We start from the raw sequence: 24,601 nt of genomic DNA on the forward strand, positions 1-24,601 counted from the left end.
GGTCAGGCGCGTTCGGAATATTCCATCGTCTCGGTGTTTACGACGATATCCTCGTCCTGACCGACGAAGGGGGGCACCATCACGCGCACGCCGTTGTCGAGAAGCGCGGGCTTGAAGCTGTTGGCCGCCGTCTGGCCCTTCACGACCGGCTCAGTCTCGACGATCTTGCAGGTGACCTTCTGTGGTAGCGTCGCGTTCAGAGCCTCTTCGTCGTAATATTCGACCACGACCATCATCCCGTCCTGCAGGAAGGGCCGCCGCTCGCCCAGGATGTCGGCATCGAGCTCGATTTGATCGTAGGTCGTCGTGTCCATGAACACGAGCTTGCCGTCGCTCTCATAGAGGAATTGCTGGTCCTTCTGCTCCAGCCGGACGCGTTCGACCTTGTCGGCCGAGCGGAAGCGTTCGTTGAGCTTCGAGCCGTTGCGGAGGTTCTTCATCTCGACCTGTGCGAAGGCGCCGCCCTTGCCGGGCTTGACGTGATCGACCTTCACGGCCGACCACAGATGGCCGTCATGCTCGAGGACGTTACCGGGACGGATTTCGTTGCCGTTGATCTTGGGCATGGGCTCGCTCGCAAATCTGTGTCGCGGGCTTCTATCGCTCCGCGTCCGCGCGAACAAGCGAGGTCGAACCTTGTCAAAATTATGACGAAAACTTGAAAGATTTTCGAGCCGTCCCATATCTAGTCGCAGAACTAGGGCGCCGAGGCCTTCATTTGGTATGCCAACCGGATCGGCATTCCGCTGCTGCAAGTGAGGTATTCCGAAAACGCATAGCCCGAATCGCGGCGAAGCGTGTTAGGACGGCGCACCGGGGAAGATGCAAGAGCAAATGGAGAGTGCGCGAATGACCGATTTCGTCGATGCCACGGCGTTCAATTTCGAACAGGGGCAGCGTGCGCGCAAGCTCTTCGCTGCCGTCGTTCTTGCCGCGCTGGACGACGCGATCTCCGATGATAAGAAATACGGCAATGGCCCCGAGCAGATTGCCCGCTGGGCCCGCTCGCGCGATGGCCGCGAAGTTCTGTCCTGCGCGGGCATCGACCCGAACGAGCGTGTCGTGTCGGGCCTTATGGAATTCGTCAGCCGCGGTGTCCGCACTTCGGTCGCCCTTTCCCGCGAGGAGAGCGAGCGCCGCCAAGCCGCCGAAATGGCCGAGGCCGCCGAAGCCGCCTAATTGGGCGCGACATACCGTTTCGCTGAAAGCGCCGCGTCCGGGATCGGATGCGGCGCTTTTTTCGTCAGGCGATCGGCGTCGATGTTGCGTCAGTCGAATTCGTCGGAGTTGAGGAGCTGGCGCAATTCGCGCCGGACCAGCTTGCGCACGTTGCGCGTGATCCGCTCGCCCAGCTCGCCCGCCAGTTCCTGCCGTACGATCTCGGCGATGAGGTCGCGCAGGGCGTCGTCCCCCGGGATCGCGTCCATCACGTCGGAAAGGTCGGCTGCGTCGTCATCCGCGGCGGAGGTCTCGGCCTCGCTGACCTTGGCGGCGCCTGCCATCTCGGGCTGCATCACCTCCGCGACCGGCGCGATCTCGGGGCCCACGGCCTCGGCGTCGCCCTGGTAGTCGGTGTCTTCGGCATAATCCTCGGGCACGGGCGACGCGGCGGCTTCGGCGACGTCTCTGGCCAGTTCGGCATCGTCCCATCTCGCCATCGGCTCGGCCTCGAGGTCGGTGGAAATGGCCGAGATCTCATCGGGCACCGCATCCGTGAAGCTGCCCGCGTCGCGGCCATCGCGTTCTTCCTGGGCGAGGGCGCGGATCATCTGGAACGGGTCTTCGGGTTCGGTGACGCGCTGCTTCGGGTCGAGCAGCAGCGCGGCCTCGGTCGTCTCGGCCGCCGTATCATCGCGGGGCGCGGTCGCCTCCTTGGCCGCATCGGTTGCTACGAGCCTGCGAATGGAGGAGAGGACGTCTTCGATGTCCTGTGGCTGGGCCATGCTCTGTCTCCAAATCGTCCGCACGTCTGTCGCCACGGTAGCCAGATCGCACCGGGCGCGTCCACTGCCCGAAGGCGACCTTTGCCCGGATCCGCTCAGTTGCGACCGAAACGCCGCAGCACCCGGTCGAGGCGACCGCCCTGTTCGGAGGGCGAGATCGCCGGGGCGTTCGACACGAGGTTGTAGTAGGCCTCGGGGGCATAGCGCTCGACCGACAGGCCGAGGTGATCGGTCGTCATCAGTCCCATCGCCGTCAGCACGCGGTAGACCGCGACCTGTGCATCGCTCTCGGCCTGCAGAAGCGCCGTGCGCGCGTCGAGCAGTTCCTGCTCGGCATCGAGAACGTCCAGCGTCGTCCGCGCCCCGAGCGACGCTTCCTCGCGAAAGCCGTCGAAGGCGAGCTGGGCCGACGTCACGCCCTGCCGCGTGGCCGTGATCTGGGCCTGCGCGATCTGCAGCCCGGCCCAGGCACGGCCGACATTCTCGGTCACGGCGCGTCCCGTCTGGGCAAGTTCGGAGCGCGTGGCCTGCGCCCGCGCGATAGCCTGCCGGTTCAGCGCGGAAAGACGTCCGCCCGAATAGATCGGCACATTCCCGGTGATCGTGGCGCCCAGCGACGTCGTATCGGGGCGGGCATAGGTGAGATCGCTGCGCAGCGAGATGGAGGGCAGGCGGTCGGCCTCGGCGGCCTCGGCCAGAAGGCGCCCGGCGGTCACCTCGTGCTGACCCGAAAGGATCAGCGGATGAACCTGGAGCGCCAGCGTCTGCGCCCGCTCGACATTCGCGGGCAGGGCGGGCGGCTGCGGCGGGGCGGCCAACGTGCCGGTGGGAAGTTCACCGACGGCCAGGCGATAGACCTCGCGCGCGATGTCGACCTGTCCGCGCGCGGCGGCCAGTTGCGACTGCGACGTGGCGAGACGCGACTGCGCGATGGCGACGTCGGTCCGCGTGACCTCGCCCACCTCGAACCGGTCGCGCGCAGCGGCCAGCTGCTGGTTGATGACGCGGACGTTGTTGGCGCGCACGTCCACCGTCCGCACCGCAAGGCGCAAGTTGAGATAGGCTTCGGCCGCCGCCAGCAGCACCGACTGCTCCTGCTGAACGAGGCCATAGCGCGCGGCGAGCACCGCTTCCTTGGCCGCGCCGATGCGCAAGTGGCGCTGTCCGCCGTCGAGGATCGTGTAGTTCAACACCAGCCCGAGCGACGCCCCGGTGGTGGTCGCGGCGCCGAACCCGGTGTCGCGATAGGTCGTGGAGTATTGCGATTGGAAATCGACCGAGGGCCGCAGCGCGGAGACGGCCACCGCCACGTCCTCGTCGGTGGCGCGCAACAGGTAGCGCTGCTGCTCGAGCTGGGGCGACGAGCGGTAGGCGCGGATCAGCGTATCGGTCAGCGTCTCGGCGGCGGCGGGCAGGGCGAACACCGCGATGGCGCAGGCCCCGGCCAATCGGCGGATGGTGCGAATGGGAGCGGTCATAGCATGAAACTCTTGGCGCGGCTGAAACCGGGAAGCACGGGCGCGCCTGCGTTGAAGGCATATCGCCAGGACAGGCGTCCGTCGATCCTGTGGCCGACCCGGACCTCGCCCAGCGTTCCTTTCGCGAAGATCGCCGCCATCCGGCCGCCTTCGCCCAACTGGTCGGTCAGCGCCTCGGGCACGTCCTCGACGCCGCCTTCGATCAGGATGACATCGAACGGGCCGGCCTTCGGCGCGCCCTCGGCCAGCGGCGCGTCGATCACGGCGGCATTCATCACGCCCTGAGCGGCCAGCGCGGCTTCGGCATCGGCGACGCGCTGCGCCTGATCCTCGACCATCACGACCGAATCCGCCATCCGCGCCATCACGGCCGTCGAATAGCCTAGGCCGCCACCCACGATCAGGACCTGATCGGCGGCGTCGATATCGAGCGCGTCGAGGATCTTGGCGAAGACCCGCGCATCGGGCATCTCGCGGCCGTCGGCGAAGGGCACCGGAGCATCCATGTAGGCGACGGGCTGGGCTGCGGCGGGCACGAAGGCTTCGCGCGGGACGTCGAGCATCGCCGCGATGATCGGGAACTTGGTCACATCCGACGGGCGCACCTGCGTGTCGACCATCATCGTGCGGAGGGGCTGCGTAGACGGCATCTCTTAATCTAAACCTGCCGGTTCAATTTCACTCCCAACTCTGAAAGCATGTCTCCCTGACCCACGCAACGCGAAAGGCCGTGCGCGCGGCTTGCAGGCGGAGGTGCGAGGCGTTAATGCACCGCCACCACCTGGGGCGAGTTGGCGGAGTGGTTACGCAGCGGATTGCAAATCCGTGCACACCGGTTCGATTCCGGTACTCGCCTCGGTCGGATTCCCCTTGTTTTGCGGACGCATCCCCTTGCGGGCAGCGGTTTGCGGCGGCACCGTCGCGCGATGGAAACCCATTCCGACATCCGCGATGCGGTCCGCGCGCTCTGTGCCCAATTTCCGCCCGAATATCACCGCCGCGTCGACCGCGAGCGGGGCTATCCCGAGGCGTTCGTCGACGCCCTGACGCAGGCCGGCTGGCTGGCCGCGATGATTCCCGAACGCTACGGCGGCTCGGGCCTCGGTCTTTTGGAGGCCTGCGCAATCATGGAGGAGATCAACCGCTCGGGCGCGAATGCCGGCGCATGCCATGGCCAGATGTACAATATGGGAACGCTGCTCCGGCATGGCTCGGAGGCGCAGAAGGCGCACTGGCTGCCGCAGATCGCGGACGGGTCGCTCCGGCTCCAGTCGATGGCCGTGACCGAGCCGGGTGCGGGCACCGACACCACCCGGATCCGCACCACCGCGCGGCGCGAGGGCGATCGCTGGATCGTCGATGGCCAGAAGGTCTGGACCAGCCGGGTGCAGCATTCGGACCTGATGATCCTGCTAGCCCGGACCGCCCCGCGCGATGCGGGTCCCAAGCCCTCGGTGGGGATGACGGTGTTCCTAGTGGACCTTCGCGACGCGATCGGGCGCGGTCTGACGGTCAAACCGATCGAGAACATGGTCAATCACGAGACGAACGAGCTGTTCTTCGACGGGCTCGAGGTGCCGCATGAGAACCTGATCGGCACGGAGGGGCAGGGGTTTCGTCACATCCTCGACGGATTGAATGCCGAACGCACGCTGATCGCCGCCGAATGCATTGGCGACGGGCGCTGGTTCGTCGACCGGGCCACGGAATACGCGACGGACCGCGAGGTGTTCGGTCGCCCGATCGGCCAGAATCAGGGTGTCGCGTTCCCGTTGGCCGAGGCGCATATCGAGGTCGAGGCCGCGGACCTGATGACGCGCCGCGCGGCCGCCCTGTTCGACGCCGGAGACCCCTGCGCCCCCGAGGCGAACATGGCCAAGTACCTCGCCGCGAAGGCATCCTGGGAGGCGGCGAATGCCTGCGTCCAGACCTTCGGCGGCTATGGCTTCGCCACCGACTACGATGTCGAGCGGAAGTTTCGCGAGACGCGGCTTTACCAGGTGGCGCCGATCTCGACGAACCTGATCCTGTCCTACATGGCCGAGCACGTGCTCGGCTTGCCCCGGTCGTTCTGATGCGACCCCTCGAAGGCATCACGGTCGTCGCGTTCGAGCACGCCATCGCGGCACCCTTCGCCACGCGCCAGATGGCCGATATGGGCGCGCGGGTCATCAAGATCGAACGGCCCGGCACAGGCGATTTCGCGCGCGGCTACGACACGCGGGCCCGCGGTCTGAGCAGTCATTTCGTCTGGACCAACCGCTCGAAGGAGAGCCTTGCGCTCGATCTGAAGCACCCCGAGGCGGCTGGGGTCCTCGACGCGCTGATGGATCGCGCCGATGTCGTGGTCCAGAACCTCGCCCCGGGTGCGGCGGCGCGGCTGGGCCTCGGCTGGGACGCGGTGCACGCGCGCAACCGGTTGGCCATCCTCTGCGATATCTCGGGCTACGGGCCGGGGTCGACGCGCAAGGCGTACGACCTGCTGATCCAGGCGGAAGCGGGACTCCTCTCGGTGACCGGCACGCCCGAGGTGCCGTCCAAGGCGGGGATTTCGGCCGCGGACATTGCCGCCGGGATGTACGCGCTGACGGGCGTGCTCGGCGCGCTCATCCAGCGGGGACGGACGGGGCAGGGCACCCATGTCGAGATTTCGATGATGGGCGCGCTGGCCGAATGGATGGGCTACCCGATGTATTACGCGATGGACGGGGCCGCCGCGCCGCCACGCGCGGGTGCCGCGCATCCGACGATCTATCCCTACGGCCCGTTTCGCGCCGCGGACGGGCAGGTCATCCTCGGGCTTCAGAACCCGCGCGAATGGCGGGCCTTCTGCGAGGGCGTGCTCGGCGAGGCCGGGCTGGCGGACGATCCCGATTTCGCCAGCAATACTGCCCGCGCTACGCGATCGGACGAGCTACGCACGCGGATCGAGACGTGCTTCGCGGATGTCACCTGCGCCGAGGTGATGGAGCGGCTGGACGCGGTCGGCATCGGCAACGCCCGGCTGCGCGACGTGGGCGATCTCTGGTCGCATCCCGCCCTTGTGGAGCATTGGCACGAGGTCGACACGCCCGCAGGCCCGATGCCCGCGCTCGCACCGCCGGGCCAGAGCGATCCGCGCATGGATCCGGTGCCGGAGGTCGGGGCGCATAGCCGCGCCATCCTGGAGGAGCTGGGTTTCGACGCCGACAGGCTCGCGGCGTCGGGCGCGATCTAGCGCATCCCGACGAGTGCCAGGCCGACCACGATCAGCATCGACGCCGCCATCGCGATGTTGATCGCCCGCTGCGTGCCGGGCGCGAGGTCCAACCGCCGGAGCGCGACCCCGGCCCAGAGCCAGCCGAGGTGGATCGGGATCCAGATGGCGTTGAGGATGACGATCTTGATCAGCGCCTCGGCCAGCGGTGCGTCCGCCATGAAGGGAAACCCCGAGAAGAGCGCCGTGTTCACCGCGTAGGCCTTCGGGTTAATCGCCTGCAACGCCAGCCCGTCGCGCAGGCCGGGCGGGCGGGCCGCCTCAATGAAGGCCAACTTCGCGCCAGCCGTCGCGATGCGCAGCGCGAGGTAGAGCAGGTAGCCCGTCGAGGCGAGCATCAGGACGGTCCGGATCGCGGGCTCGGCCAGGACCAGCGCCGCGAGGCCGGTCACCACCGCGAGGCCGACGGCGAAGTTCCCGAGGAACAACCCGGTGACGTAGCGCAGGCCCGCCGGGGCGCCGAACGCGCTGCCGACCCCTGCTGTCGAAAGCACGCCGGGACCGGGCGTGACGATCAAAAAGAACACCGCGGCGGCGAAGGTCATCATGCCATAATCATTTCGTATCAGAGGTTTGCGTCTCGAACTTAATGTCGGGGCGCTCGCGCCACCAGATCACGAGGCCCGCGGCCGCGATCACGCAGGCCCCGATCACGGTCTGCGCGTCGGGGACCGTGCCGAAGACCAGAAACCCCGCCACCGCGAGGTAGATGATGAAGGAGTAGCTGAACGGCATCAGCACGCTCGACGGCGCGTAGCCATGGGCGATGCCGAAGAAATGGTGACCGAGCCACGCGAAGGCCCCCAATCCGATCATCAGCCCCCAGTCGAGCGTCGTCGCGGGCGGTGTCCAGAGCCACCATGCCGCGGGCAGGAGCGTCACTGTGCCCACCAGACCGGCATAAAGCTGCATCGTGCGCGGTGCTGCGACCCCGGCCAGCTTGCGCGTGACGATCGAGTAGAGCGCGAATGACGTGGCCGCCGTCAGGATCGACAGCGCCGCCCAATGGAAGTCGCCGGACCACGGCCGCACCACGATCAGCACACCCGCGAACCCCATCAGGATGGCGGACCAGCGCCAGCGCCCGACCCGTTCGCCCAAGAGCGGGACCGACAGCGCGCAGACGATGATCGGCGACGAGAACATGATCGCCGCCGTGACCGTCAGGTCGAGATAGGCGAGGCCGATGAAGTTGCAGACCGTCGAGATCGCCAAGAGCGCGCCGCGGCCCAGCATCGCAAGCGCCAGTGGCATCGGCGCGGTGAAGCCCGAATGATCGCGCCCCATCATCGGCCCCGTCGAGAGCGCGAGATGCGTGGCATAGCGCATGAACGCCAGTTGCAGCGCCGGAAGCCCCGCGAGGGAGAGCCATTTCACCGACGTATCCGTCAGCGAAAACAGCAGGTAGGCCAGCAGCATCAGGGCGATCCCCCGCCGCGCATCGTCGACCCGCGGGCGAGCCAGATGCGAGACGGGGGCGGTGGCCACGGCGCGTCAGGCCTTGAAGCGGTCGGCGTAGAAATCGACCATCTGCGAGACCATGCCGTCGCCGCGACCGTCCTCGATGGCGGCCGACATGGCGCGATGCGCGCCGTCGGACATCATCGTATCGGCGCCCAGCTCGGCGGCCATTTCGCGGTAGTACCCGACATCCTTGTGGCCGTTGCGGATCGAGAAGGCGAGCTTCGTCGCGTCGCCCTCGACGGCGTAGGCCTTCACGAATTCCATCATCCCCGACCGGAGCGGTCCGGCGGCCATCACGTCGAACAGCGCCTGCCGGTCGACGCCGGCGCGGTCCGCCATCGCAAACGCCTCGGCCATCGCGTTGGCGACGGTCATGCCGAAGAAGTTGTTGATGAGCTTGATCGTATGCCCCGATCCGACCTCGCCCAGGTGGAAGACGTTCTCGCCCAGATCGTCCAGAACCGGGCGTACGGACGCAAAGGCGGCCTCGCTGCCGGCGCACATGATGTTGAGCTGCCCCTCGCGCCCGTGGCTCGGCGTCCGGCCCAGCGGCGCGTCGAGATAAGTGCCGCCCGCCTTGGCGACTTCCGAGGCGAGGCTCCGGGTCGAGCCGGGCAGGGAGGTGCCGAAATCGATCACCGTCGCCCCGTCCCGCAGGCCCGCGATGATGCCATCGGGTCCGTGCATCCGCGCCTCGACCTGTTCGGAAGTGCCCATGCAGAGCATCACGATGTCGGACGCCTGGGCCACGTCGCGCGCGGTGTCGGCCTCCGTCGCGCCGCGCCCCAGAGCGGCCTCGACGCCGGTGCGATCGCGATTGCCGAGCACCGTGAGCGTGTGGCCCTTGTCGAGCAGGCGCTGGACCATGGCCGAGCCCATGAGGCCGAGGCCGATGAAGCCGATCTTGGGTTGGGTCATGATATGTCTCCTGATGGGGTCAGTCTGGGCGCAGCGCGTCGAGTGCGGCCAGCGTGGACGCGGGGTCGGGGCGATGGCCGGCATAAGCGGCGAAGCTGTCCATCGCCATGTGGCGGAAGAGATCGAAGCCGGTCATCATCGAAAGCCCTGCCCGACGCGCGTCGGTCAGGAAGGGCGTGTCCGTTGGGGTATAGACTGCATCGAACGCCCAGACCTGCGGGCCGAGGAGGGCGGCGGGGATCGCAGTGCCCGGATGGCCGTACATTCCCAGCGGTGTGGCGTTCACGAGCCCCTCGGCGCCGCGGATCACATCCGCGGCAGCCTCGGCGGGAACCGCGCTCGCGCCCGTCATGGCCGCCAGTGCCGATGCGGCCTCGGCATCCTCGTCCCAGATCGTGACCGGCCCCGCGCCGAGCGTGATCAATGCGGGCACCACGGCGCGGGCGACGCCCCCGGCACCGGCCACGGCGACCGATCCGGGCGATCGGTCCATGACGGCGCGCCACGCGGCCAGGAAGCCCGTGAAATCGGTGTTGTGCCCCCGGATCGGCGAAAATGTCAGCGTGTTCGCCGCACCCAGCGTCTCGGTCCCCGCGACCATCCGATCCCCTGCCCATCGGGCGGCATTGGTCTTCCACGGATGGGTCACCGTGACGCCGTCCCACCCGTCGAGGCGCAGCATCTCGACCGTATCATCGAAGTCGAATTCGGGGTCGGCCGCGCTGTCGATCGGGGTGAAGTCGAGCGTCATCTCGTGGGCCGCGCACATGATCTCGAGCGCCGCCGACAGGCGCGACGCGCCAATGCCGGCCCCGATCAATCCGCAGCGGAGGGTTCGGCTCACATCACGGCCCCGATCTGCCAGGGGACGAACTCGTAATCCCCGAGGCCCTGCGCCTCGGATTTCGACATCTCGCCGGAGGCGACGCGCAGGAACATCTCGTAGATCTCGCGCCCCTTCGCCTCGACCGTGGCCCCACCCGTCAGGATGTCGCCCGCGTTGACGTCCATGTCCTCGGGCATCCGGTCGAACAGGGCCTGGTTGGTCGCCACCTTGATCGTCGGCGCGGGCTTCGAGCCGAAGGCCGATCCGCGGCCCGTCGTGAAGCACACGAGATTGCAGCCGCCAGCGATCTGGCCGGTGACGCTGGCGGGGTCGTAGCCGGGACTGTCCATGAAGGTGAAGCCTTTCGCCCGTACCGGCTCGGCGTATTTGTAGACGCCCGTCAGGGGCGTCGTGCCGCCCTTCGCCGCGGCGCCCAGCGATTTCTCGAGGATCGTCGTCAGGCCGCCCTTCTTATTGCCGGGGCTGGGATTGTTGTCCATCGAGCCGCGGTTGCGAGCGGTGTAATCCTCCCACCAGTGGATCAGGCCCACGAGCCGGTCGCCGACCTCCCGGCTGGCGGCCCGGCGGGTCAACAGGTGCTCGGCGCCGTAGATCTCGGGCGTCTCGGCCAGAACACCGGTCCCGCCCTGCGCCACCAGAAGGTCGCAGGCATGGCCCAGCGCAGGGTTCGCGGTGATGCCCGACCACGCGTCCGATCCGCCGCATTGCAGCGCCACGGTCAGCTCTGAGGCGGGGCAAGGTTCGCGCACCGCCGCGTTGGCGATGGGCAGCATCGCGCGGACCTTCTCGATCCCGACCTCAATGGTCCGGCGCAGGCCCGCGACATTCTGGATGTTCATGGTCTGGAAGGTCGGCCCCTGCTTCAGGCCGTATGCCTCGAGCAGCCAGTCGATCTGGTTCATCTCGCAGCCGAGCCCGACCATCAGGACGGCGGCGTGGTTCGGATGCTTGGCGTAGCCCCACATGACGCGCTGCAGCGCCTCGAACCCGTCGCCATCCCCCGCCATGCCGCAGCCTGTGCCGTGAACGAAGGCGACGACGCCGTCGATATTCGGGTAGGCGGCCAGTTCCTCGGGGCCGAAGGCGTCGGCGATGCGACGCGCGGCCGTGGCCGAGCAGTTCACGCTCGTGACGACGGCGACGTAATTGCGCGTGCCCACCGCGCCGCCGTCGCGCCGATAGCCCATGAAGGTGTCGCCGGTGGCCGGGGCCACGGGACGCAGATCGGTCCCGAATTCGTAGGCATGATCGGTCGATGCGAAGGCGCAGTTTTGCGTGTGGACATGCGCGCCCGGGGCGATCTCCTCGCTCGCGTAGCCGATGATCTGGCCGTATTTGCGGATCGCCTCTCCGGGTGCAATCGCCGCCGTCGCGATCTTGTGGCCCGAAGGGATCAGGGCGGCGGCGGTCGTGGTCTCGACCGTCGTGCCGACCTCCAGCGCGCGGGTGGCGGTGACGACGTTGTCGTCGGGCGAAAGGCGGATCACATCGGCCATGCGGTCAGGCGCAATGCGGGCTGGTCGAATCCCAGCGGTGGAGCGGAATATGAGCGCGCGCTGCGGCCTCCGCGCGGGCCGCGCGCCAGGCGTCGCGCTGCGCCTTCCAGTCGGGCGCGGGCGCGCCGCGAACGGGAAAATGCGGGAAGTGGGCGCGGCCGGTCGGCTGGCCGGTCCGCTGGTAGCGCAGGTCGAAGCTCCAGCGGAAGCCGTCGGTCACGTTGTCCCGCGCGGCATGCGGGACCATCGGGTCGAGTAGGACGACGCCCCCCGCCCGCACCGGAAGGGGCAGGGCGCGCGTCTCGTCCAGAAGCTCGGGCGGGATCGAGGTCTGTTCCAGCGGGCAATGCGGCAGCATGTCCTGGTCGCGGTCGAGCGGCAGGGCGACCATGCAGCCGTTCTCGGGCGTGGCATCGGTCATCGCGACCCAGATCGTGACCATCTTCGTGGCGTCCGCATCCGCATGGGCGACAGCGCGGTCCTGGTGCCAGAGCGTGTGTGTGATGTGGGCCGGCGCGCCCTCGGCCACGGTGGCGGCCGGGGGTTTGATGCGCAGGTGCTGGATCGGGTTCGAGGTGACCTCGGGGCCGACGATCTGCGCCGCGATCTCGACCAGTGCGGGTGCGGTCAGGAGCGCGTGGACCGCCGGGCCGTAATGGAACGGCGTGTCGGCCGCGATCCGGTCGCCCGGCAAGGTGATGTCGAGATACTGGAACCAGTCGATGCCCGCATCGTGGACCGCCCGCAACGTCGGAAGGAAGCCGCCCCGCCACGCGATCCCGTGGGCTTGCGCGAACTTGCGCAGGACGGTCGCGTATTCGGCCTCGACCGCGTCGCGGAGGTCTTGCGGCACGACACCCTCGACCGCGAGGCAGCCGCGGCGTCGGAAGGTCGCGATCTGGGACTTGGTCAGCATCGGATCACTCCAGCAGAAGCGTGACGATCGGCGGCCAGAGCAACAGCACCAGAAGCGCAAGAAGCTGCAGGCAGATGAACGGCAGGAACCCCTTGAAGATATCGGTCAGCGAGATGTGGGGCGGAGCGACCGACTTGAGGTAGAACGCGGCGGGGCCGAAGGGTGGCGACAGGAAACTGACCTGCATGTTCATACAGAAGAGCACGCCGAACCAGACGGCCAGATAGCGCGGCTCGACATGGCCGAGAAAGCCGATCTCTTCGATGGGGAGGCGCTGCACGATGGGCAGGAAGACCGGGATGATCAGAAGCACGATCCCGACCCAGTCCATGAACGCGCCCATGATCAGGAGGATCACCATCATCACCAGGATGATCCCCATGGTCGGCAGATCCGCCGCAAGGATCAGGTTGGCGACATAGGTCGGCCCGCCCGCGATCGTGTAGGCCCCCGCGAGCGTCGCGGCACCGATGGTGACCCAGATGATCGTGCCGGTGGATTTCAGCGTCCGCATCAGGCTGTCCCAGACCAGCTCGACGCTGGCTTCGCCCCGGAAGATCGAGATCACGAAGACCGCGACGACGCCCATGCCCGCGGCCTCGGTGATGCCTGAGATACCGCCGTAGATGGACCCCATGACCACGCCGATGACGACGACGGGCGCCACGAGGCCTTTGCCCATCTGCCAGCTCGTCTTCGCGCGCGCGGTGCCGAAGACGAAGAAGATCAGCGCCAGGGCGACGGCAACGATGGAGCCCAGCCAGATGACATGATGCGGCTGGCCCAGCGCGATGGGGTCGACGCCTTCGAGGACGTCGTTCTGGCCGGTCACGGTGAAGAAGGCCGCGCGGAGAAACAGCGCCGTGCCGAAGCCCGCTACGAGGATCGTCAGGAACGACAGGAACAGCAGACGCTTCTCGCCCTTGGCCGGATCGCTCGGGTCTTCGGGCGGCAGGGGGGCCAGCTCGGGGTTCATGCGGGTTCGCACGAAGATGTACATCATGATGAACGCGGCCAGCATGAAGCCCGGAACGAAGGCCGCCGTGAACAGCGCCTTGATCGAGGTCTCGGTGATCAGGCCGAAGATGATGAGCACGATTGAGGGCGGGATCATCGTCCCGAGGCACCCGCTGGCGCAGATCGTGCCGATGGCGAGGTTCTGGTCGTAGCCCAGCCGCAGCATCTGGGGCAGGGCGATCAGGCCCAAAAGGACCACCTCGCCGCCGATGATGCCCGACATCGCGGCCATGATAACCGCCATGATCGAGGTTACGATGGCGATGCCGCCTCGTGTCCGGCTGAGCCAGACATTGAGCGATGAGTACATGTCCTTGGCGATACCCGAGCGCTCCAACAGCGCGGCCATCAGGATGAAGAGCGGGATCGAGATCAGGACGTAGTCGGTCAGCAGGCCGTAAATTCGCTGGGCCAGGATGTTGAGTGGCCCAGACCCGAACCGGCCCGTCAGCATCCCCTCGCCGAATTCCCAGGGCGCCGTCAGCAGCGCTGGCTCGAACCGCATCACGAGGACGAGCACGGCCAGCACCGCCGAGGCCAGACCCAGCGGCATCCCGATCGCCAGCAGCAGCATCAGCGCCACCAGCAAGACCAGGGAAATCGTTCCGACGTCCATTCCGTTTCTCCCCCTAGGGTGCCCCGTCCGGGGTCTGTGTTATTCGCTGCCGACCTGACGGCGCAGCCGCTCGATCTCGTCCGGGTCGATGTCGTCCGCGGCGGTGTGGATCACCGGCTCCTTATTCCAGTCGCGGATCAGGTTCGCGATGGCCTGCAGCGCGACCAGCGTGACGACCACGAGGATCATCGGCTTGAGCGTTGCGGGGATCGGCGGGTCGAAGGCCGTGCCGAACGTCTCCCAGCGGGCGAATTTCTGCGTCGCCTCGCCGTAGCCGCCCCAGAAGAGGAAGAACGCGAAGGTCAGGATCAGGATCGTCGAGATCACGTCGCAGGTCCGCTGCAACCAGCGCGGCAGGATGTCGTAGAGCAGGAAGATGCGGATATGGGACCGCTGCTGCATCGCGTAGAGGCCCGAGAGGATGAAGACGAACCCCGCCATCCAGAGCGTCATCTCGTTGGCCCAGAGCGTCGGCTTTTCGAAGACGTATCGAAGCACGACCTCGTAGACCATGACGCAGACCATCGCCGCGATGATGATCATGGTGATGCGACCGACGAAGACCGACAGGCGGTCCGCGACGCCCCATTCCTCGTATTCGTTATGCGCCCGGCGCACCGTCATCACGCCCAGCACGAAGAAGACGGCCGCAGCGGCGGCCGCCAGCCAATCGATCGCCGAGGCCGCATCGTAGCGCCGGGCCAGCGCGTCCACGGTCGGGCCGGGATCGGAGAAGATCATCAGGAAGGCCGGCATCCGCCACATCGCCCAGCCTGCCGCGAGGCAGAAGAGGATCGGCATCAGCACCTGGATCGGCCCCGGCACCGTCTGCGGCGCCGCGCCGCCGGTCTCGTAGAAGGTGGCGTCCTGCAGGGCGTCCTTGGTCATCGGGGCCTCCTAGCGGTCGATGCGGTAGCGGGTCAGGAAATCGAGGTCGGGCACCACGCCCAGCCCCGGTCGATCCGGGAGTGCGACCGTCCCGTCATTGGCGGCGACCTGGCCCTGGATGTCCAGCGCTTCGGTCAGCATCTCGTCGCGAAACCGGTTCTCGGTCGTGTCGAATTCCAGCCACGGCTCTCGTGGATGCAGGCCGCCGGGCAGGGGCGGCATCGCGGCCAGAAGCTGCATGTTGGTCGCGACGGCGATGGCGCTGCCCCAGACATGGTTCACGACGGGCACGTGATGCGCGTGGCAGAGCGCCAGCACCCTGAGATATTCGCTGATCCCACCCAGCGCGCAGACCTCGGGCTGGGCGATCGAGAGCCCGCCCGACGCCAGCAGGTCGCGCCAGCCCCAGCGGGTGTATTCCGCCTCGCCCCCCGCGATCCGGGTCTTGAGCGTGCGGCGGAGCGTGGCGTAGGCGTCGCGATCCTCGGGGGCCACCGGCTCCTCGAACCAGTAGGCGCAGAGCTCATCGAGCGCGGACCCGACCTCCAGCGCGTCGTTGACGTCGTAGGCGTGGTTGGCGTCGACCATGAAGTCGAACCCGTCGCCCACGCCGCGGCGCACGGCCTCGGCCAGCCGGATGTCGTCGCGGACGCCGAGGCCCACCTTCATCTTGGTCGCCCGGAAGCCCGCGTCCCGGATCGCCGCGGCCTCGTCCTCGAAGCGCGCGGCCAACTCTCCGGCAGGTTCGGGGCGCAGCATCATGCCGTAGCCGTAGACGCCCACGCGGTCGCGGTGCCGTCCGCCGATCAGTCGCGAGATCGACAGCCCCGCCGCCTGTCCGGTGATGTCCCAGAGCGCGATGTCGACGCCCGAGAGCGCCTGGATCGGCATCCCCTTCTGCCCGTGGTCACGCAGACGGTTGTAGACCTTGTGCCAGCACACGTCGCGGTCGCGCGGGTCCATGCCCATGACCAACGGCGCGATGACGCCCTCGACGATGGCGGCATTGGCGGTGGCGACATCGCCTGGCCCGAAGCATTCGCCCCAACCCGTCAGGCCCTCGTCGGTCGAGACCTCGACCAGATGGGCGTTGCGTTTTGAATAATACTGCTGCGAATAGCCCAGCGTCTCGGGCATGTCGCATGACAGGACGTGGGACCGGACGCCGGTGATCTTCATGATCCGCGCGCCCCCCGTCGCCCCCTGGATCGTCTGGAATGGCGCGGCCCCGATCGTGCGGGGCCGCGCCGATGTCTCACGTCGCGGTGCGGATCACTCCTGCACGAGACCCAGCTGGCGCAGGTAGCCCATGTGGCTTTCGACCAGCGCCTCGGCCTCGGGGGTCGTGGCGTATTCGGGCCAGGTTTCCTGCGCGGCCTTGCGGAAGGCTGTCAGGTCCTCGTCCGACCACGTGTGGAGCGTGATGCCGTTGGCGGTCAGCTCGGCCGCGGCCTCGGCGTTGGCGCGCTCGAACTTCATCGCGGTGCGCAGGCTCAGGGCCTCCATGGCCGTGTTCATGATCGCCTTGTGATGCTCGGGCATCGCGTCATAGACGGCCTTGTTGCACGCCAGGTGGTCCGACGGCATCGAGTGGAAGCCGGGGAAGGTCGCGTGGCCTGCGATGTCGTAGAGGCCCAGGCCCACGTTGTTGGCCAGCGCCGAGGCGTCGGCCCCGTCGATGATGCCCGTCTCGAGCGCGGTGAAGATCTCGGTGAAGTCCATCACGATGGGCGAGGCGCCCAGCTTTGCGAAGATGTCCGTCTCCATCCCCGGCGGCGAGCGGAACTTCCAGTCCTGCAGATCGGAGAGACCGGCGAGCGGCTTCGTCGAGCTGAGCGACTCCTGGCCCGGAACCCACCAGCCGATGAGCTGCATGTCGTAGCTGTTGTAGAGGTTCTGCGCGGCTTCCATGCCACCGCCCTCGTAGAGCCAGGTCAGCTGCTGGATCGGCGTGTCGTAGCCGCCCATGATGTCGCCGACGAACTGGAACGCGGGGTTCTTGCCGGTCTGGTAGCCGCCGCCCGTCATGTCGCAGTCGAGGATGCCCGTCGCCGCGGCGTCGAAGGTCTCGACCGACTTGACGACCGAGGAGCTGTAGAACGGCTCGACCACGATCTCGCCGTTGGACATGGCCGAAATGGTCTCGAAATAGCCGGTCGCCAGCTCGCCCATCGGCGTCTCGGGGGCGTGGTGCGTCTGGATGCGCAGCGTCGTGGTCTGGGCCATTGCCGCGCCGGTCAGCGCCGTGGTGGCGGCCGCGAGCGCGGCCAGCGTAAGGGTTTTCATCGTGATCCTCCCATTGATCGGTCGCCCCTGCCGGCCCCTTCGGGGGCTCCCTTCGGAGGGGTGCGGGTCGACCCTAGCAACCCCGACCCGGAGCGCAAACAAAAAGTGAAAATTCGTGGACAAGCGAGATTTCCGAGAATATCAAAATTCTCAAGGGGGATGTCAGGCCGATGCCCGACACGAAATCACGAACCGATACGCCCGCGATCTATGCGGAATTGCAGCATCGCCTGCTGACGGGTGGATTCGTCCCCGGCGACAAGATCATGTCCGGCCCGCTGGCGCAGGAGTTCGGCTGTTCGGCCAACACTGTGCGCGATGTGCTCCTGCAACTCTCCAAAGTCGGGCTCGTGGATTTCGCGATCCAGCGCGGGTTCCGCGCCCGGCAGGTCAGCCGCGAGCGGCGCTCCGACATCGCGCGCTTCCGCGTCCTGCTGGAGCAGGAGGGGGCCGTCCGTTCGATGCGCAACGGCGGCCTGACCTGGGAGGCGCGCCTGACCGCCGCGCATCACAGCCTCGTGCATATCGAGAACCAGATCGCACGCGCGGGCGACGGCGCGCCCATCGTCGGCATCTGGTCGGATGCCGAGCTGACATTCCACCGCACGCTGATCTCGGAATGCGCGCTGCCGCCGCTGATCGAGACCTTCGAGAGCGTCTACATGCAGTTTCGCCAGCAGATGGTGGGGCTCGAGAACAATTGCGTGCCCGACTACTTCCACCAGATCATCGCGCATCATCAGCTTATCATGGACGCGGCACTCTCGGGCGACGAGGCGCGTCTGCGCCGCGAGATCGAGCATCACCAGGCGCGGCATTTCCTGTGATTGCCGCGCGGCCCGGTTCAGATCCCGTTGCGACGCCGAAGCTCGAGGTAGAGCGCCGAGTGATCCATGTCGGCGCCGTCCATCTCGTCGCGCAGCACCTTGAACCGATCGTTCACAGCGGTCACCGCGGGCAGTTCCAGGCCAAGCGTGCCGGCCTCGCCCAAGACGTTATCCAAATCCTTGATCTGGAACTTCGTCAGCCCGCCGGGGACGAAATTGCCCTCGGTCATGCGCGCGCCATGCTGTTGCAGGATGACGCTGTCGGCGAACCCGCCCTTCAAAGCCTGCCGCACGGCCGCCGGATCGGCCCCGCCCCGTTCCAGCAGAAGCACCGCCTCGGCCACCGCACCTATGGTGCAGGCCACGATCGCCTGGTTGGCGAGTTTGGCCAGCTGCCCCGCGCCCACGGGCCCGACATGCACCGGCGTCCCGAGGTCGGCCAGCACGTCCTCGATCGCCGCAAAATGAACGGCGTCACCGCCCGCCATGATCGCCAGCGTCGCGCCCTCGGCGCCCTTGGTTCCGCCCGAAACGGGCGCGTCGACATAGCCCATGCCCCGCTCCGCGAAGCGGGCGCCGTGCTCCCGTGCCTCTTCGGGCTTGATCGACCCCATCTCGACCCAGATCGCGCCGTCGGCGAAAGCGTCCATCGCGTCCGACTGCACCCGGTCCGAGGTCGCGCCGTCCGACAGCATCGAGATCACCACCGCTTTCCCAGCCACCGCCTCGGCCGGACTCTCGGCGACGGTCGCGCCTTCGATGGCGCGCGCCTTCTCCGGCGAGCGGTTCCAAACGGTGACATCATGGCCTGCCGCGATCAGGTTGCGGGCCATCGGTGCGCCCATCAGGCCGGTTCCGAGCAATGCGAGCGTGGTCATGGGTCTCTCCGTGTTTGCGCTCACGGTAGAAACGAAATAGCCCCAGACACAACCGGGAGAGTGACATGACGGACCGCCTGAAGGGGAAACGCGCCTTGATCACCGCCGCCGGGCAGGGGATCGGGCGCGCCACCGCAGAGATGTGGATTGCCGAAGGGGCCGAGGTCTTCGCCACCGACCGCAATGCGGGACTCCTGGACGGGCTCGACTGCGAGACATTCGCGCTCGACGTGCGGGATGCGGCCTCCATTCGCGACGGGGTCGCGAAGGCGCGCCCGACGGTCCTCTTCAATTGCGCGGGCTTCGTGCATCATGGCGACGCGCAGGCGGCGACCGAGGACGAATGGGCAATGGGGTTCGACCTGAATGTCCGCTCGATGTTCCGAACGATCCAGGCATCGCTGCCCCACATGCTCGAGGCCGGCTCGGGCTCCATCGTCAACATGTCCTCGGCCGCATCATCCGTCCTCGGCGCGCCGAACCGCTTCATCTACGGCGCCACCAAGGCCGCCGTGATCGGGCTGACGAAATCGGTCGCGGTCGATTACATCAAGCGCGGAATCCGCTGCAACGCGATCTGCCCCGGCACCGTCGAAAGCCCGTCCTGGCACGAGCGCGTGAAGGCGCTGGGCGAGGAGATGGGCAGCTATGACGCCGCCCTCGAAGCCTTCGTGTCGCGCCAGCCAATGGGCCGCGTGGCGCAGGCGACCGAGATCGCGGCGCTCGCGACCTATCTCGCCTCGGACGAGAGCGCGTTCACGACGGGCCATCCCCATGTGATCGACGGCGGCTGGTCGGGGCAGTGATGCGGCCTGATCACCCCGCTTCAAGTCCTTGATAGAGAACGAAATACAATGACGAAGCTTCGCTCCCGCCTCTGGTTCGACAACCCCGACAACCGCGAGATGACGGCGCTCTACCTCGAACGCTACCTGAACTATGGCCTGACGCGCGAGGAGTTGCAGGGCTCGAAGCCGATCATCGCCATCGCCCAGACGGGCAGCGATCTCAGCCCCTGCAACCGGCACCATCTGGAGTTGGAAAAGCGGGTCCGCGACGGGATCATCGCTGCCGGTGGCGTGCCCCTCCAAGTGCCGGTCCACCCGATCCAGGAGACGGGCAAGCGGCCGACCGCCTCGCTCGATCGCAACCTCGCCTATCTCAGCCTCAGCGAGACGCTGAACGGCTATCCCCTGGACGGCGTCGTCCTGATGATCGGGTGCGACAAGACCACGCCCGCCCTTCTGATGGCGGCGGCCACGGTCAACATTCCAGCCATCGCGCTGAGTGTCGGGCCGATGCTCAACGGCTGGTTCAAGGGTGAGCGGACGGGGTCGGGCACAATTGTCTGGAAGGCGCGCGAGATGCATGCCGCGGGCGACATCGACGACGCCGGGTTCATGGAGATTGTGGCCTCCAGCACGCCGTCGGTCGGCTATTGCAACACGATGGGGACGGCCACGACGATGAACTCGCTGGCCGAAGCACTGGGGATGCAGCTTCCGGGTGCGGCCGCGATCCCCGCGCCGTATCGGCAGCGGGGGCATATCAGCTACCAGACCGGTCAGCGCATCGTCGAGATGGTGCACGAGGATCTGAAGCCGTCGGACATCATGACGCGCGCAGCGTTCGAGAACGCCATCGTCGCCAATTCCGCCATCGGGGGGAGCACGAACGCGCCGATCCACCTCAACGCCGTCGCGCGCCATCTGGGCGTACCGCTCGACAATGACGACTGGCAGGCGCTGGGCCATCACATCCCATTGCTCGTGAACCTGCAGCCCGCCGGCGCATATCTGGGCGAGGATTACTTTCACGCGGGCGGCGTGCCCGCGGTGATGGGGCAATTGATGGCCGCCGGGCTGCTGCCGCATCCGGGCGCGATGACGGTCAACGGGCGCACGATGGGCGAGAACGTCGAGGGCTTAGCCACGCAACTGCCGGACGTCATCAAGCCCATCGACGCGCCGATGAAGGAAGCCGCAGGGTTTCTGAACCTCAAGGGCAACCTGTTCGACTCGGCCATCATGAAGACCAGTGTCATCTCCGAGGCGTTTCGAACCCGTTACCTCTCGAATGCGGACGATCCCGAAGCCTTCGAAGGCCGCGCCATCGTGTTCGACGGCCCCGAGGATTTCCACGCGAAGATCGACGACGAAGCACTTGATATCACGGAAGATTGCATTCTCATCATGCGCGGCGCGGGGCCTATCGGCTATCCCGGTGCGGCCGAGGTCGTGAACATGCGGCCGCCCGCCTACCTCATCAAGCGCGGCATCCACGAGCTGCCCTGCATCGGCGACGGGCGGCAGTCCGGCACCTCCGGCAGCCCCTCGATCCTGAACGCCTCGCCCGAAGCGGCGGCGGGCGGCGGGCTCGCCCTCGTCGCGACGGGCGACCGCGTCCGGATCGACCTCGGCCGTGGCACGGCCGACATGCTGGTGCCCGAAGACGAACTCGCCGCGCGTCGTCAGGCGCTGCCCCTACAGCCCTTCACGCCGCCCAGCGAAACGCCGTGGCAGGAGATCTTCCGCGAACGCGTGGGGCCACTCTCCGAGGGCATGACCCTGCGCGGGGCCGACGCCTATCGCGGCACGGCCCAGAAGGGGGTCGCCCGTGACAATCACTGACGCCCGTAACAGCGCGCCCGTTGATGTCGTGAAGTGGATCGCGACGGTGGTCCAGCTTGTCGGCTACGGCTTGACGGGACTTGGCCTGACACCGTGGAACATCTGGGCGTTCTTCGTCGGGATCGCGCTCTGGTTCGCCGTCGGTGCGATGTGGAAGGACAAGGCCATCATGGTCGTGCATGTCGGCGCCTTCGTGTCGCTCATGATCGGCTACCTCAACGCATAAATAAGAAATTCAAGGAGATACGAGATGAAGCTGTGCCGTTTCGGGGCGCCGGGCGCCGAGAAGCCCGGACTGATCGACCACAATGGCGACTTGCGCGACCTGAGTGCCGAAGTGGCCGATATCGCCGCCGAAACCCTGTCGGACAAGAGCCTCGAGATCCTCTCGAAGCTCGATCCGATGGCGCTGCCGAAGGTGGACGGACCGGTCCGCTACGGCCCCTGCGTCGCGGGCATCGGCAAGTTCATGTGCATCGGCCTGAACTACTCGGACCACGCCGCGGAAACGGGTGCCGACATCCCCGAACATCCGATCCTCTTCATGAAGGCCACCAGTGCCGTGGTCGGCCCCGACGACGATGTGGTGATGCCACGCGGCTCGACCCATACCGATTGGGAGGTCGAGCTGGGCGTGGTGATCGGGTCGGAGTGCAAATACGTCTCCGAGGACGACGCCCTGAACCACGTCGCGGGCTATTGCGTCATCAACGATGTGTCCGAGCGGCACTTCCAGACTAAGCTCACCGGCCAATGGACCAAGGGCAAGTCCTGCGACACGTTCGGCCCCACCGGCCCGTGGCTCGTCACCCGTGACGAGGTCGGCGACGTCCAGAACCTCGCCATGCATTGCGACGTGAACGGCAAGCGCATGCAGACCGGAAACACCAACACGATGATCTTCACCGTGGCGCAGTGCATCAGCCACCTGAGCCAGATGTTCACCCTGCATCCCGGCGACGTCATCTCGACCGGGACACCGCCCGGCGTCGGCATGGGAATCAAGCCCGAGCCCGTTTACCTGAAGGCGGGCGATGTCATGGAGCTGTCGATCGAGAAGCTCGGCACCCAGCGCCAGGCGGTGCGTGCCGATGACTAAGGTCAAGCTGCTCCAGATCGGAGACATCACCGACCGGATGCGTGACGCGCTTACGCCCCGGTTCGAGATCGACGTGCTGTTCGACCAGGACGATCGTGCGGGCTTCCTGCGCGACCATGGTGCGGACTACCCGGCGATCCTGACGAATGGCCATTGGGGCGTGCCCGAGGACGTGGCCGCGGCGACGCCGAACCTCAAGGTCGTGTCGTCCTACGGCGTGGGCTACGACGCGATCGATGCCGACGACTATGCCGCACGCGGCATCCTCGTGGCCCATACGCCCGACGTTCTGAACGACGAGGTAGCGAACACCTTCGTGATGCTCTGGCTCGCCGTCTCGCGCGAGCTCATTCCGTCGGACCGCCACGCCCGGTCGGGCGAGTGGGAGACCGGGGGCAACTACCCCCTGACGCGCTCGGTCATGAACCGGCGGGTCGGCATCCTCGGGCTGGGCCGGATCGGTCAGACCATCGCCGATCGCTGTGCGGCCTTCGACGCCGAGATCCACTACCATTCCCGCTCACCCAAGGACGTGCCCTATACCTATCACGACAGCGCCGAGGCCTGTGCCGCCGCCGTCGAGGTCCTTGTCGCGATCACGCCGGGCGGGCCGTCGACGCAGCACATGGTGAATGCCGACGTGTTGCGTGCCCTCGGGCCGGACGGGCTCTTCTTCAACGTCGCGCGCGGCTCGGTCGTGGATGAGGAGGCGCTGGTGAAGGCGCTCCAGGACGGCACGATCGCGGGCGCGGGACTCGACGTGTTCGAGGCCGAACCGAAGATCCCCGACGCGCTCAAGGACATGGATAACGTCGTGCTGACGCCCCATGTCGCCTCGGGCACGCACGAGACCCGGCAGGCAATGGGCGACCTCGTGGTCGAGAACCTGACCCAATGGCTCGAAGAGGGCTCCGTTCGCACGCCGGTCCCGGAATGCCGAGACCTGTGACATGACGGCCGTGATCGACCGGGTCACGGCCCGCCTGTTCGACGTGCCGCTGGACGAGGTGCTCGTGGATGCCAAGCATGGCGATCACACGCATTTCCAGCTGGTAATCTGTACGATCGGCACCTCGGACGGGGGCGAAGGGACGGGCTACACCTACACCGGCGGCAAGGGCGGCACGGCCATCCTCGCCATGATCCGGGACGATCTCGCGCCTTTCCTGATGGGTCGCGCGCCTGTGCCCGAAATGTTGCACGATGCGATGCAATGGCACGTACACTACGTCGCTCGGGGCGGCGTCGCGAGCTTCGCGATCTCGGCGGTGGATATCGCGCTCTGGGACATCCGCGGCCGCGAGACGGGGCAGAGCCTCGTCGAGATGGCGGGGGGCCATTCCGACCGGTGCGGGGCCTATTGCGGCGGCATCGACCTCGGCTTCGAGCTGCCGAAGCTGCTCGCGTCCGTCGAGGGCTATCTGGAGCAGGGCGTCGACGGGGTGAAGATCAAGGTCGGGCGCTCGGACGATCAGCAGCGTGCCGAAGCCGTCCGTGACCTGATCGGGCCGGACAGGGCCCTGATGGTGGACGCGAATTACGCGCTCGACCGTGCCACCGCGATCGAGGCGGCGCGCGGCTTCATGGATCTCGATATCCGTTGGTTCGAAGAGCCGATCGAGCCCGACGACTACCTCGGCTACGCCGCCATCGCCGAGGCGACCGGCTGCCCGCTCGCGATGGGCGAGAACCTGCATACGCTGCACGAGTTCGGCTATGCCGTGGCCCAGGCGAAACTGTCCTACCTGCAACCCGACGCGAGCAATTGTGGCGGCATCACGGGCTGGCTCCGGGTCGCGGCGCTGGCGGCCGAGGCCGGTCTTCCGATTTCGAGCCACGGGATGCAGGAGCTGCACGTCTCGCTGGTCTCGGCCCAGTCCCATGCCGACCGGATCGAGATCCACAGCTTTCCCATCGACCGCTACACGACCCGTCCGCTCGTGCTGGACGGCGCCAAGGCCGTGGCGCCAATGCAGCCAGGGATCGGGGTCACCTTCGACTGGGACCGGCTGGCCCCCCACGAGCGGCTCGGTACGGGCTAG

25 protein-coding genes and 1 tRNA gene are annotated in these 24,601 nt (G+C 67.2%); 11 read left to right on the plus strand and 15 right to left on the minus strand.

Features of this window, described 5'->3' with window-relative positions; all coding sequences use genetic code 11:
• Window positions 1–2: 2 nt before the first annotated feature.
• Window positions 3–566 carry an elongation factor P gene (gene efp / locus ACK8OR_RS01590; protein WP_410187724.1) on the minus strand — a complete coding sequence of 188 codons (564 nt, stop codon included), beginning with the start codon at window positions 564–566 and terminating at the stop codon, window positions 3–5.
• A 283-nt stretch (window positions 567–849) separates the two neighbouring features.
• Between efp and ACK8OR_RS01595 the strand changes: the two genes are divergently transcribed.
• Window positions 850–1,179, plus strand: coding sequence for a DUF6280 family protein (locus ACK8OR_RS01595; RefSeq protein WP_298431332.1), 330 nt, complete (start codon window positions 850–852; stop codon window positions 1,177–1,179).
• Between the two features lie 89 nt (window positions 1,180–1,268).
• On the opposite strand, the gene ACK8OR_RS01600 is transcribed toward ACK8OR_RS01595, so the two are convergent.
• From ACK8OR_RS01600 to ACK8OR_RS01610, 3 genes are all read right to left on the minus strand, one after another.
• A complete protein-coding gene (locus ACK8OR_RS01600; protein WP_410187725.1) occupies window positions 1,269–1,943 on the minus strand; it encodes a hypothetical protein in 675 nt (224 codons plus the stop codon).
• A gap of 95 nt (window positions 1,944–2,038) precedes the next feature.
• On the minus strand, window positions 2,039–3,421 hold the full coding sequence (locus ACK8OR_RS01605) for a TolC family outer membrane protein (protein ID WP_410187726.1): 1,383 nt from the start codon (window positions 3,419–3,421) through the stop codon (window positions 2,039–2,041).
• The gene (locus ACK8OR_RS01610) at window positions 3,418–4,071 is read right to left on the minus strand and encodes a protein-L-isoaspartate O-methyltransferase family protein (RefSeq protein ID WP_410187727.1); all 654 of its coding nucleotides are present in this window, start codon (window positions 4,069–4,071) and stop codon (window positions 3,418–3,420) included. The genes ACK8OR_RS01605 and ACK8OR_RS01610 overlap by 4 nt, the downstream gene beginning before the upstream one ends.
• A gap of 135 nt (window positions 4,072–4,206) precedes the next feature.
• On the opposite strand from ACK8OR_RS01610, the gene ACK8OR_RS01615 reads away from it, so the two are divergent.
• The 3 genes from ACK8OR_RS01615 (at window position 4,207) to ACK8OR_RS01625 (ending at window position 6,638) form a co-directional block, all read left to right on the plus strand.
• Window positions 4,207–4,277, plus strand: a tRNA-Cys gene (locus tag ACK8OR_RS01615).
• Between the two features lie 70 nt (window positions 4,278–4,347).
• Window positions 4,348–5,496 carry an acyl-CoA dehydrogenase family protein gene (locus tag ACK8OR_RS01620; RefSeq protein WP_410187728.1) on the plus strand — a complete coding sequence of 383 codons (1,149 nt, stop codon included), beginning with the start codon at window positions 4,348–4,350 and terminating at the stop codon, window positions 5,494–5,496.
• On the plus strand, window positions 5,496–6,638 hold the full coding sequence (locus tag ACK8OR_RS01625; protein WP_410187729.1) for a CaiB/BaiF CoA transferase family protein: 1,143 nt from the start codon (window positions 5,496–5,498) through the stop codon (window positions 6,636–6,638). The genes ACK8OR_RS01620 and ACK8OR_RS01625 overlap by 1 nt, the downstream gene beginning before the upstream one ends.
• On the opposite strand, the gene ACK8OR_RS01630 is transcribed toward ACK8OR_RS01625, so the two are convergent.
• The 10 genes from ACK8OR_RS01630 to ACK8OR_RS01675 form a co-directional block, all read right to left on the minus strand.
• Window positions 6,635–7,225, minus strand: a complete 591-nt coding sequence (locus ACK8OR_RS01630; RefSeq protein WP_410187730.1) for a LysE family translocator — start codon at window positions 7,223–7,225, stop codon at window positions 6,635–6,637. The genes ACK8OR_RS01625 and ACK8OR_RS01630 overlap by 4 nt on opposite strands.
• A 7-nt stretch (window positions 7,226–7,232) precedes the next feature.
• The gene (locus tag ACK8OR_RS01635; protein WP_410187731.1) at window positions 7,233–8,165 is read right to left on the minus strand and encodes a DMT family transporter; all 933 of its coding nucleotides are present in this window, start codon (window positions 8,163–8,165) and stop codon (window positions 7,233–7,235) included.
• 6 nt (window positions 8,166–8,171) lie between these two features.
• Window positions 8,172–9,059 carry an NAD(P)-dependent oxidoreductase gene (locus ACK8OR_RS01640; RefSeq protein WP_410187732.1) on the minus strand — a complete coding sequence of 296 codons (888 nt, stop codon included), beginning with the start codon at window positions 9,057–9,059 and terminating at the stop codon, window positions 8,172–8,174.
• A gap of 19 nt (window positions 9,060–9,078) precedes the next feature.
• Window positions 9,079–9,903, minus strand: coding sequence for a shikimate dehydrogenase family protein (locus tag ACK8OR_RS01645; RefSeq protein ID WP_410187733.1), 825 nt, complete (start codon window positions 9,901–9,903; stop codon window positions 9,079–9,081).
• Window positions 9,900–11,402 (minus strand): UxaA family hydrolase, encoded by a 1,503-nt coding sequence (locus ACK8OR_RS01650; RefSeq protein WP_410187734.1) that lies wholly within the window; start codon window positions 11,400–11,402, stop codon window positions 9,900–9,902. The genes ACK8OR_RS01645 and ACK8OR_RS01650 overlap by 4 nt, the downstream gene beginning before the upstream one ends.
• 4 nt (window positions 11,403–11,406) lie before the next feature.
• On the minus strand, window positions 11,407–12,318 hold the full coding sequence (locus tag ACK8OR_RS01655; RefSeq protein ID WP_410187735.1) for a phytanoyl-CoA dioxygenase family protein: 912 nt from the start codon (window positions 12,316–12,318) through the stop codon (window positions 11,407–11,409).
• Between the two features lie 4 nt (window positions 12,319–12,322).
• Entirely contained in the window at window positions 12,323–13,951 is a 1,629-nt protein-coding gene (locus ACK8OR_RS01660; protein ID WP_410187736.1) for a TRAP transporter large permease, read from the minus strand.
• Between the two features lie 39 nt (window positions 13,952–13,990).
• On the minus strand, window positions 13,991–14,839 hold the full coding sequence (locus ACK8OR_RS01665; RefSeq protein WP_410187737.1) for a TRAP transporter small permease subunit: 849 nt from the start codon (window positions 14,837–14,839) through the stop codon (window positions 13,991–13,993).
• 9 nt (window positions 14,840–14,848) lie between these two features.
• Complete coding sequence (locus ACK8OR_RS01670) at window positions 14,849–16,018, minus strand: mandelate racemase/muconate lactonizing enzyme family protein (protein ID WP_410187738.1); 1,170 nt, start codon at window positions 16,016–16,018, stop codon at window positions 14,849–14,851.
• 93 nt (window positions 16,019–16,111) lie between these two features.
• On the minus strand, window positions 16,112–17,125 hold the full coding sequence (locus ACK8OR_RS01675; RefSeq protein WP_410187739.1) for a TRAP transporter substrate-binding protein: 1,014 nt from the start codon (window positions 17,123–17,125) through the stop codon (window positions 16,112–16,114).
• Between the two features lie 170 nt (window positions 17,126–17,295).
• Here ACK8OR_RS01675 and ACK8OR_RS01680 point away from each other — a divergent pair, with 170 nt between their 5' ends.
• The gene (locus ACK8OR_RS01680) at window positions 17,296–17,952 is read left to right on the plus strand and encodes a GntR family transcriptional regulator (protein ID WP_410187740.1); all 657 of its coding nucleotides are present in this window, start codon (window positions 17,296–17,298) and stop codon (window positions 17,950–17,952) included.
• A 17-nt stretch (window positions 17,953–17,969) separates the two neighbouring features.
• Here ACK8OR_RS01680 and ACK8OR_RS01685 read toward each other — a convergent pair whose 3' ends face one another.
• Entirely contained in the window at window positions 17,970–18,830 is an 861-nt protein-coding gene (locus ACK8OR_RS01685) for an NAD(P)-dependent oxidoreductase (protein WP_410187741.1), read from the minus strand.
• A 65-nt stretch (window positions 18,831–18,895) separates the two neighbouring features.
• Between ACK8OR_RS01685 and ACK8OR_RS01690 the strand changes: the two genes are divergently transcribed.
• Genes ACK8OR_RS01690 through ACK8OR_RS01715 form a run of 6 tightly spaced genes read left to right on the plus strand, consistent with a single transcriptional unit; the run spans window position 18,896 to window position 24,601 of the window.
• The gene (locus ACK8OR_RS01690; RefSeq protein ID WP_410187742.1) at window positions 18,896–19,636 is read left to right on the plus strand and encodes an SDR family oxidoreductase; all 741 of its coding nucleotides are present in this window, start codon (window positions 18,896–18,898) and stop codon (window positions 19,634–19,636) included.
• A 48-nt stretch (window positions 19,637–19,684) separates the two neighbouring features.
• The gene (locus ACK8OR_RS01695) at window positions 19,685–21,460 is read left to right on the plus strand and encodes an IlvD/Edd family dehydratase (RefSeq protein ID WP_410187743.1); all 1,776 of its coding nucleotides are present in this window, start codon (window positions 19,685–19,687) and stop codon (window positions 21,458–21,460) included.
• Window positions 21,447–21,686 carry a DUF6552 family protein gene (locus ACK8OR_RS01700; RefSeq protein ID WP_410187744.1) on the plus strand — a complete coding sequence of 80 codons (240 nt, stop codon included), beginning with the start codon at window positions 21,447–21,449 and terminating at the stop codon, window positions 21,684–21,686. Before ACK8OR_RS01695 ends, ACK8OR_RS01700 begins: the two co-directional genes overlap by 14 nt.
• A 24-nt stretch (window positions 21,687–21,710) precedes the next feature.
• Window positions 21,711–22,559, plus strand: coding sequence for a fumarylacetoacetate hydrolase family protein (locus ACK8OR_RS01705; protein ID WP_410187745.1), 849 nt, complete (start codon window positions 21,711–21,713; stop codon window positions 22,557–22,559).
• Window positions 22,552–23,508: a 2-hydroxyacid dehydrogenase gene (locus ACK8OR_RS01710; RefSeq protein ID WP_410187746.1), complete on the plus strand. Its 957-nt coding sequence runs from the start codon at window positions 22,552–22,554 to the stop codon at window positions 23,506–23,508. Before ACK8OR_RS01705 ends, ACK8OR_RS01710 begins: the two co-directional genes overlap by 8 nt.
• Before the next feature lies 1 nt (window position 23,509).
• Window positions 23,510–24,601 carry a mandelate racemase/muconate lactonizing enzyme family protein gene (locus ACK8OR_RS01715; RefSeq protein ID WP_410187747.1) on the plus strand — a complete coding sequence of 364 codons (1,092 nt, stop codon included), beginning with the start codon at window positions 23,510–23,512 and terminating at the stop codon, window positions 24,599–24,601.

Origin of the sequence: Jannaschia halovivens, assembly GCF_046452375.1 — a bacterium.
In the GTDB taxonomy this organism is placed as follows: domain Bacteria; phylum Pseudomonadota; class Alphaproteobacteria; order Rhodobacterales; family Rhodobacteraceae; genus Jannaschia; species Jannaschia halovivens.

Coding starts and splice junctions, on each gene's coding strand:
- efp (WP_410187724.1), bottom strand. CDS start 566: ATGCCCAAGATCAACGGCAACGAAATCCGTCCCGGTAACGTCCTCGAG.
- ACK8OR_RS01595 (WP_298431332.1), top strand. CDS start 850: ATGACCGATTTCGTCGATGCCACGGCGTTCAATTTCGAACAGGGGCAG.
- ACK8OR_RS01600 (WP_410187725.1), bottom strand. CDS start 1,943: ATGGCCCAGCCACAGGACATCGAAGACGTCCTCTCCTCCATTCGCAGG.
- ACK8OR_RS01605 (WP_410187726.1), bottom strand. CDS start 3,421: ATGACCGCTCCCATTCGCACCATCCGCCGATTGGCCGGGGCCTGCGCC.
- ACK8OR_RS01610 (WP_410187727.1), bottom strand. CDS start 4,071: ATGCCGTCTACGCAGCCCCTCCGCACGATGATGGTCGACACGCAGGTG.
- ACK8OR_RS01620 (WP_410187728.1), top strand. CDS start 4,348: ATGGAAACCCATTCCGACATCCGCGATGCGGTCCGCGCGCTCTGTGCC.
- ACK8OR_RS01625 (WP_410187729.1), top strand. CDS start 5,496: ATGCGACCCCTCGAAGGCATCACGGTCGTCGCGTTCGAGCACGCCATC.
- ACK8OR_RS01630 (WP_410187730.1), bottom strand. CDS start 7,225: ATGATGACCTTCGCCGCCGCGGTGTTCTTTTTGATCGTCACGCCCGGT.
- ACK8OR_RS01640 (WP_410187732.1), bottom strand. CDS start 9,059: ATGACCCAACCCAAGATCGGCTTCATCGGCCTCGGCCTCATGGGCTCG.
- ACK8OR_RS01650 (WP_410187734.1), bottom strand. CDS start 11,402: ATGGCCGATGTGATCCGCCTTTCGCCCGACGACAACGTCGTCACCGCC.
- ACK8OR_RS01655 (WP_410187735.1), bottom strand. CDS start 12,318: ATGCTGACCAAGTCCCAGATCGCGACCTTCCGACGCCGCGGCTGCCTC.
- ACK8OR_RS01660 (WP_410187736.1), bottom strand. CDS start 13,951: ATGGACGTCGGAACGATTTCCCTGGTCTTGCTGGTGGCGCTGATGCTG.
- ACK8OR_RS01665 (WP_410187737.1), bottom strand. CDS start 14,839: ATGACCAAGGACGCCCTGCAGGACGCCACCTTCTACGAGACCGGCGGC.
- ACK8OR_RS01670 (WP_410187738.1), bottom strand. CDS start 16,018: ATGAAGATCACCGGCGTCCGGTCCCACGTCCTGTCATGCGACATGCCC.
- ACK8OR_RS01675 (WP_410187739.1), bottom strand. CDS start 17,125: ATGAAAACCCTTACGCTGGCCGCGCTCGCGGCCGCCACCACGGCGCTG.
- ACK8OR_RS01680 (WP_410187740.1), top strand. CDS start 17,296: ATGCCCGACACGAAATCACGAACCGATACGCCCGCGATCTATGCGGAA.
- ACK8OR_RS01685 (WP_410187741.1), bottom strand. CDS start 18,830: ATGACCACGCTCGCATTGCTCGGAACCGGCCTGATGGGCGCACCGATG.
- ACK8OR_RS01690 (WP_410187742.1), top strand. CDS start 18,896: ATGACGGACCGCCTGAAGGGGAAACGCGCCTTGATCACCGCCGCCGGG.
- ACK8OR_RS01695 (WP_410187743.1), top strand. CDS start 19,685: ATGACGAAGCTTCGCTCCCGCCTCTGGTTCGACAACCCCGACAACCGC.
- ACK8OR_RS01705 (WP_410187745.1), top strand. CDS start 21,711: ATGAAGCTGTGCCGTTTCGGGGCGCCGGGCGCCGAGAAGCCCGGACTG.
- ACK8OR_RS01710 (WP_410187746.1), top strand. CDS start 22,552: ATGACTAAGGTCAAGCTGCTCCAGATCGGAGACATCACCGACCGGATG.
- ACK8OR_RS01715 (WP_410187747.1), top strand. CDS start 23,510: ATGACGGCCGTGATCGACCGGGTCACGGCCCGCCTGTTCGACGTGCCG.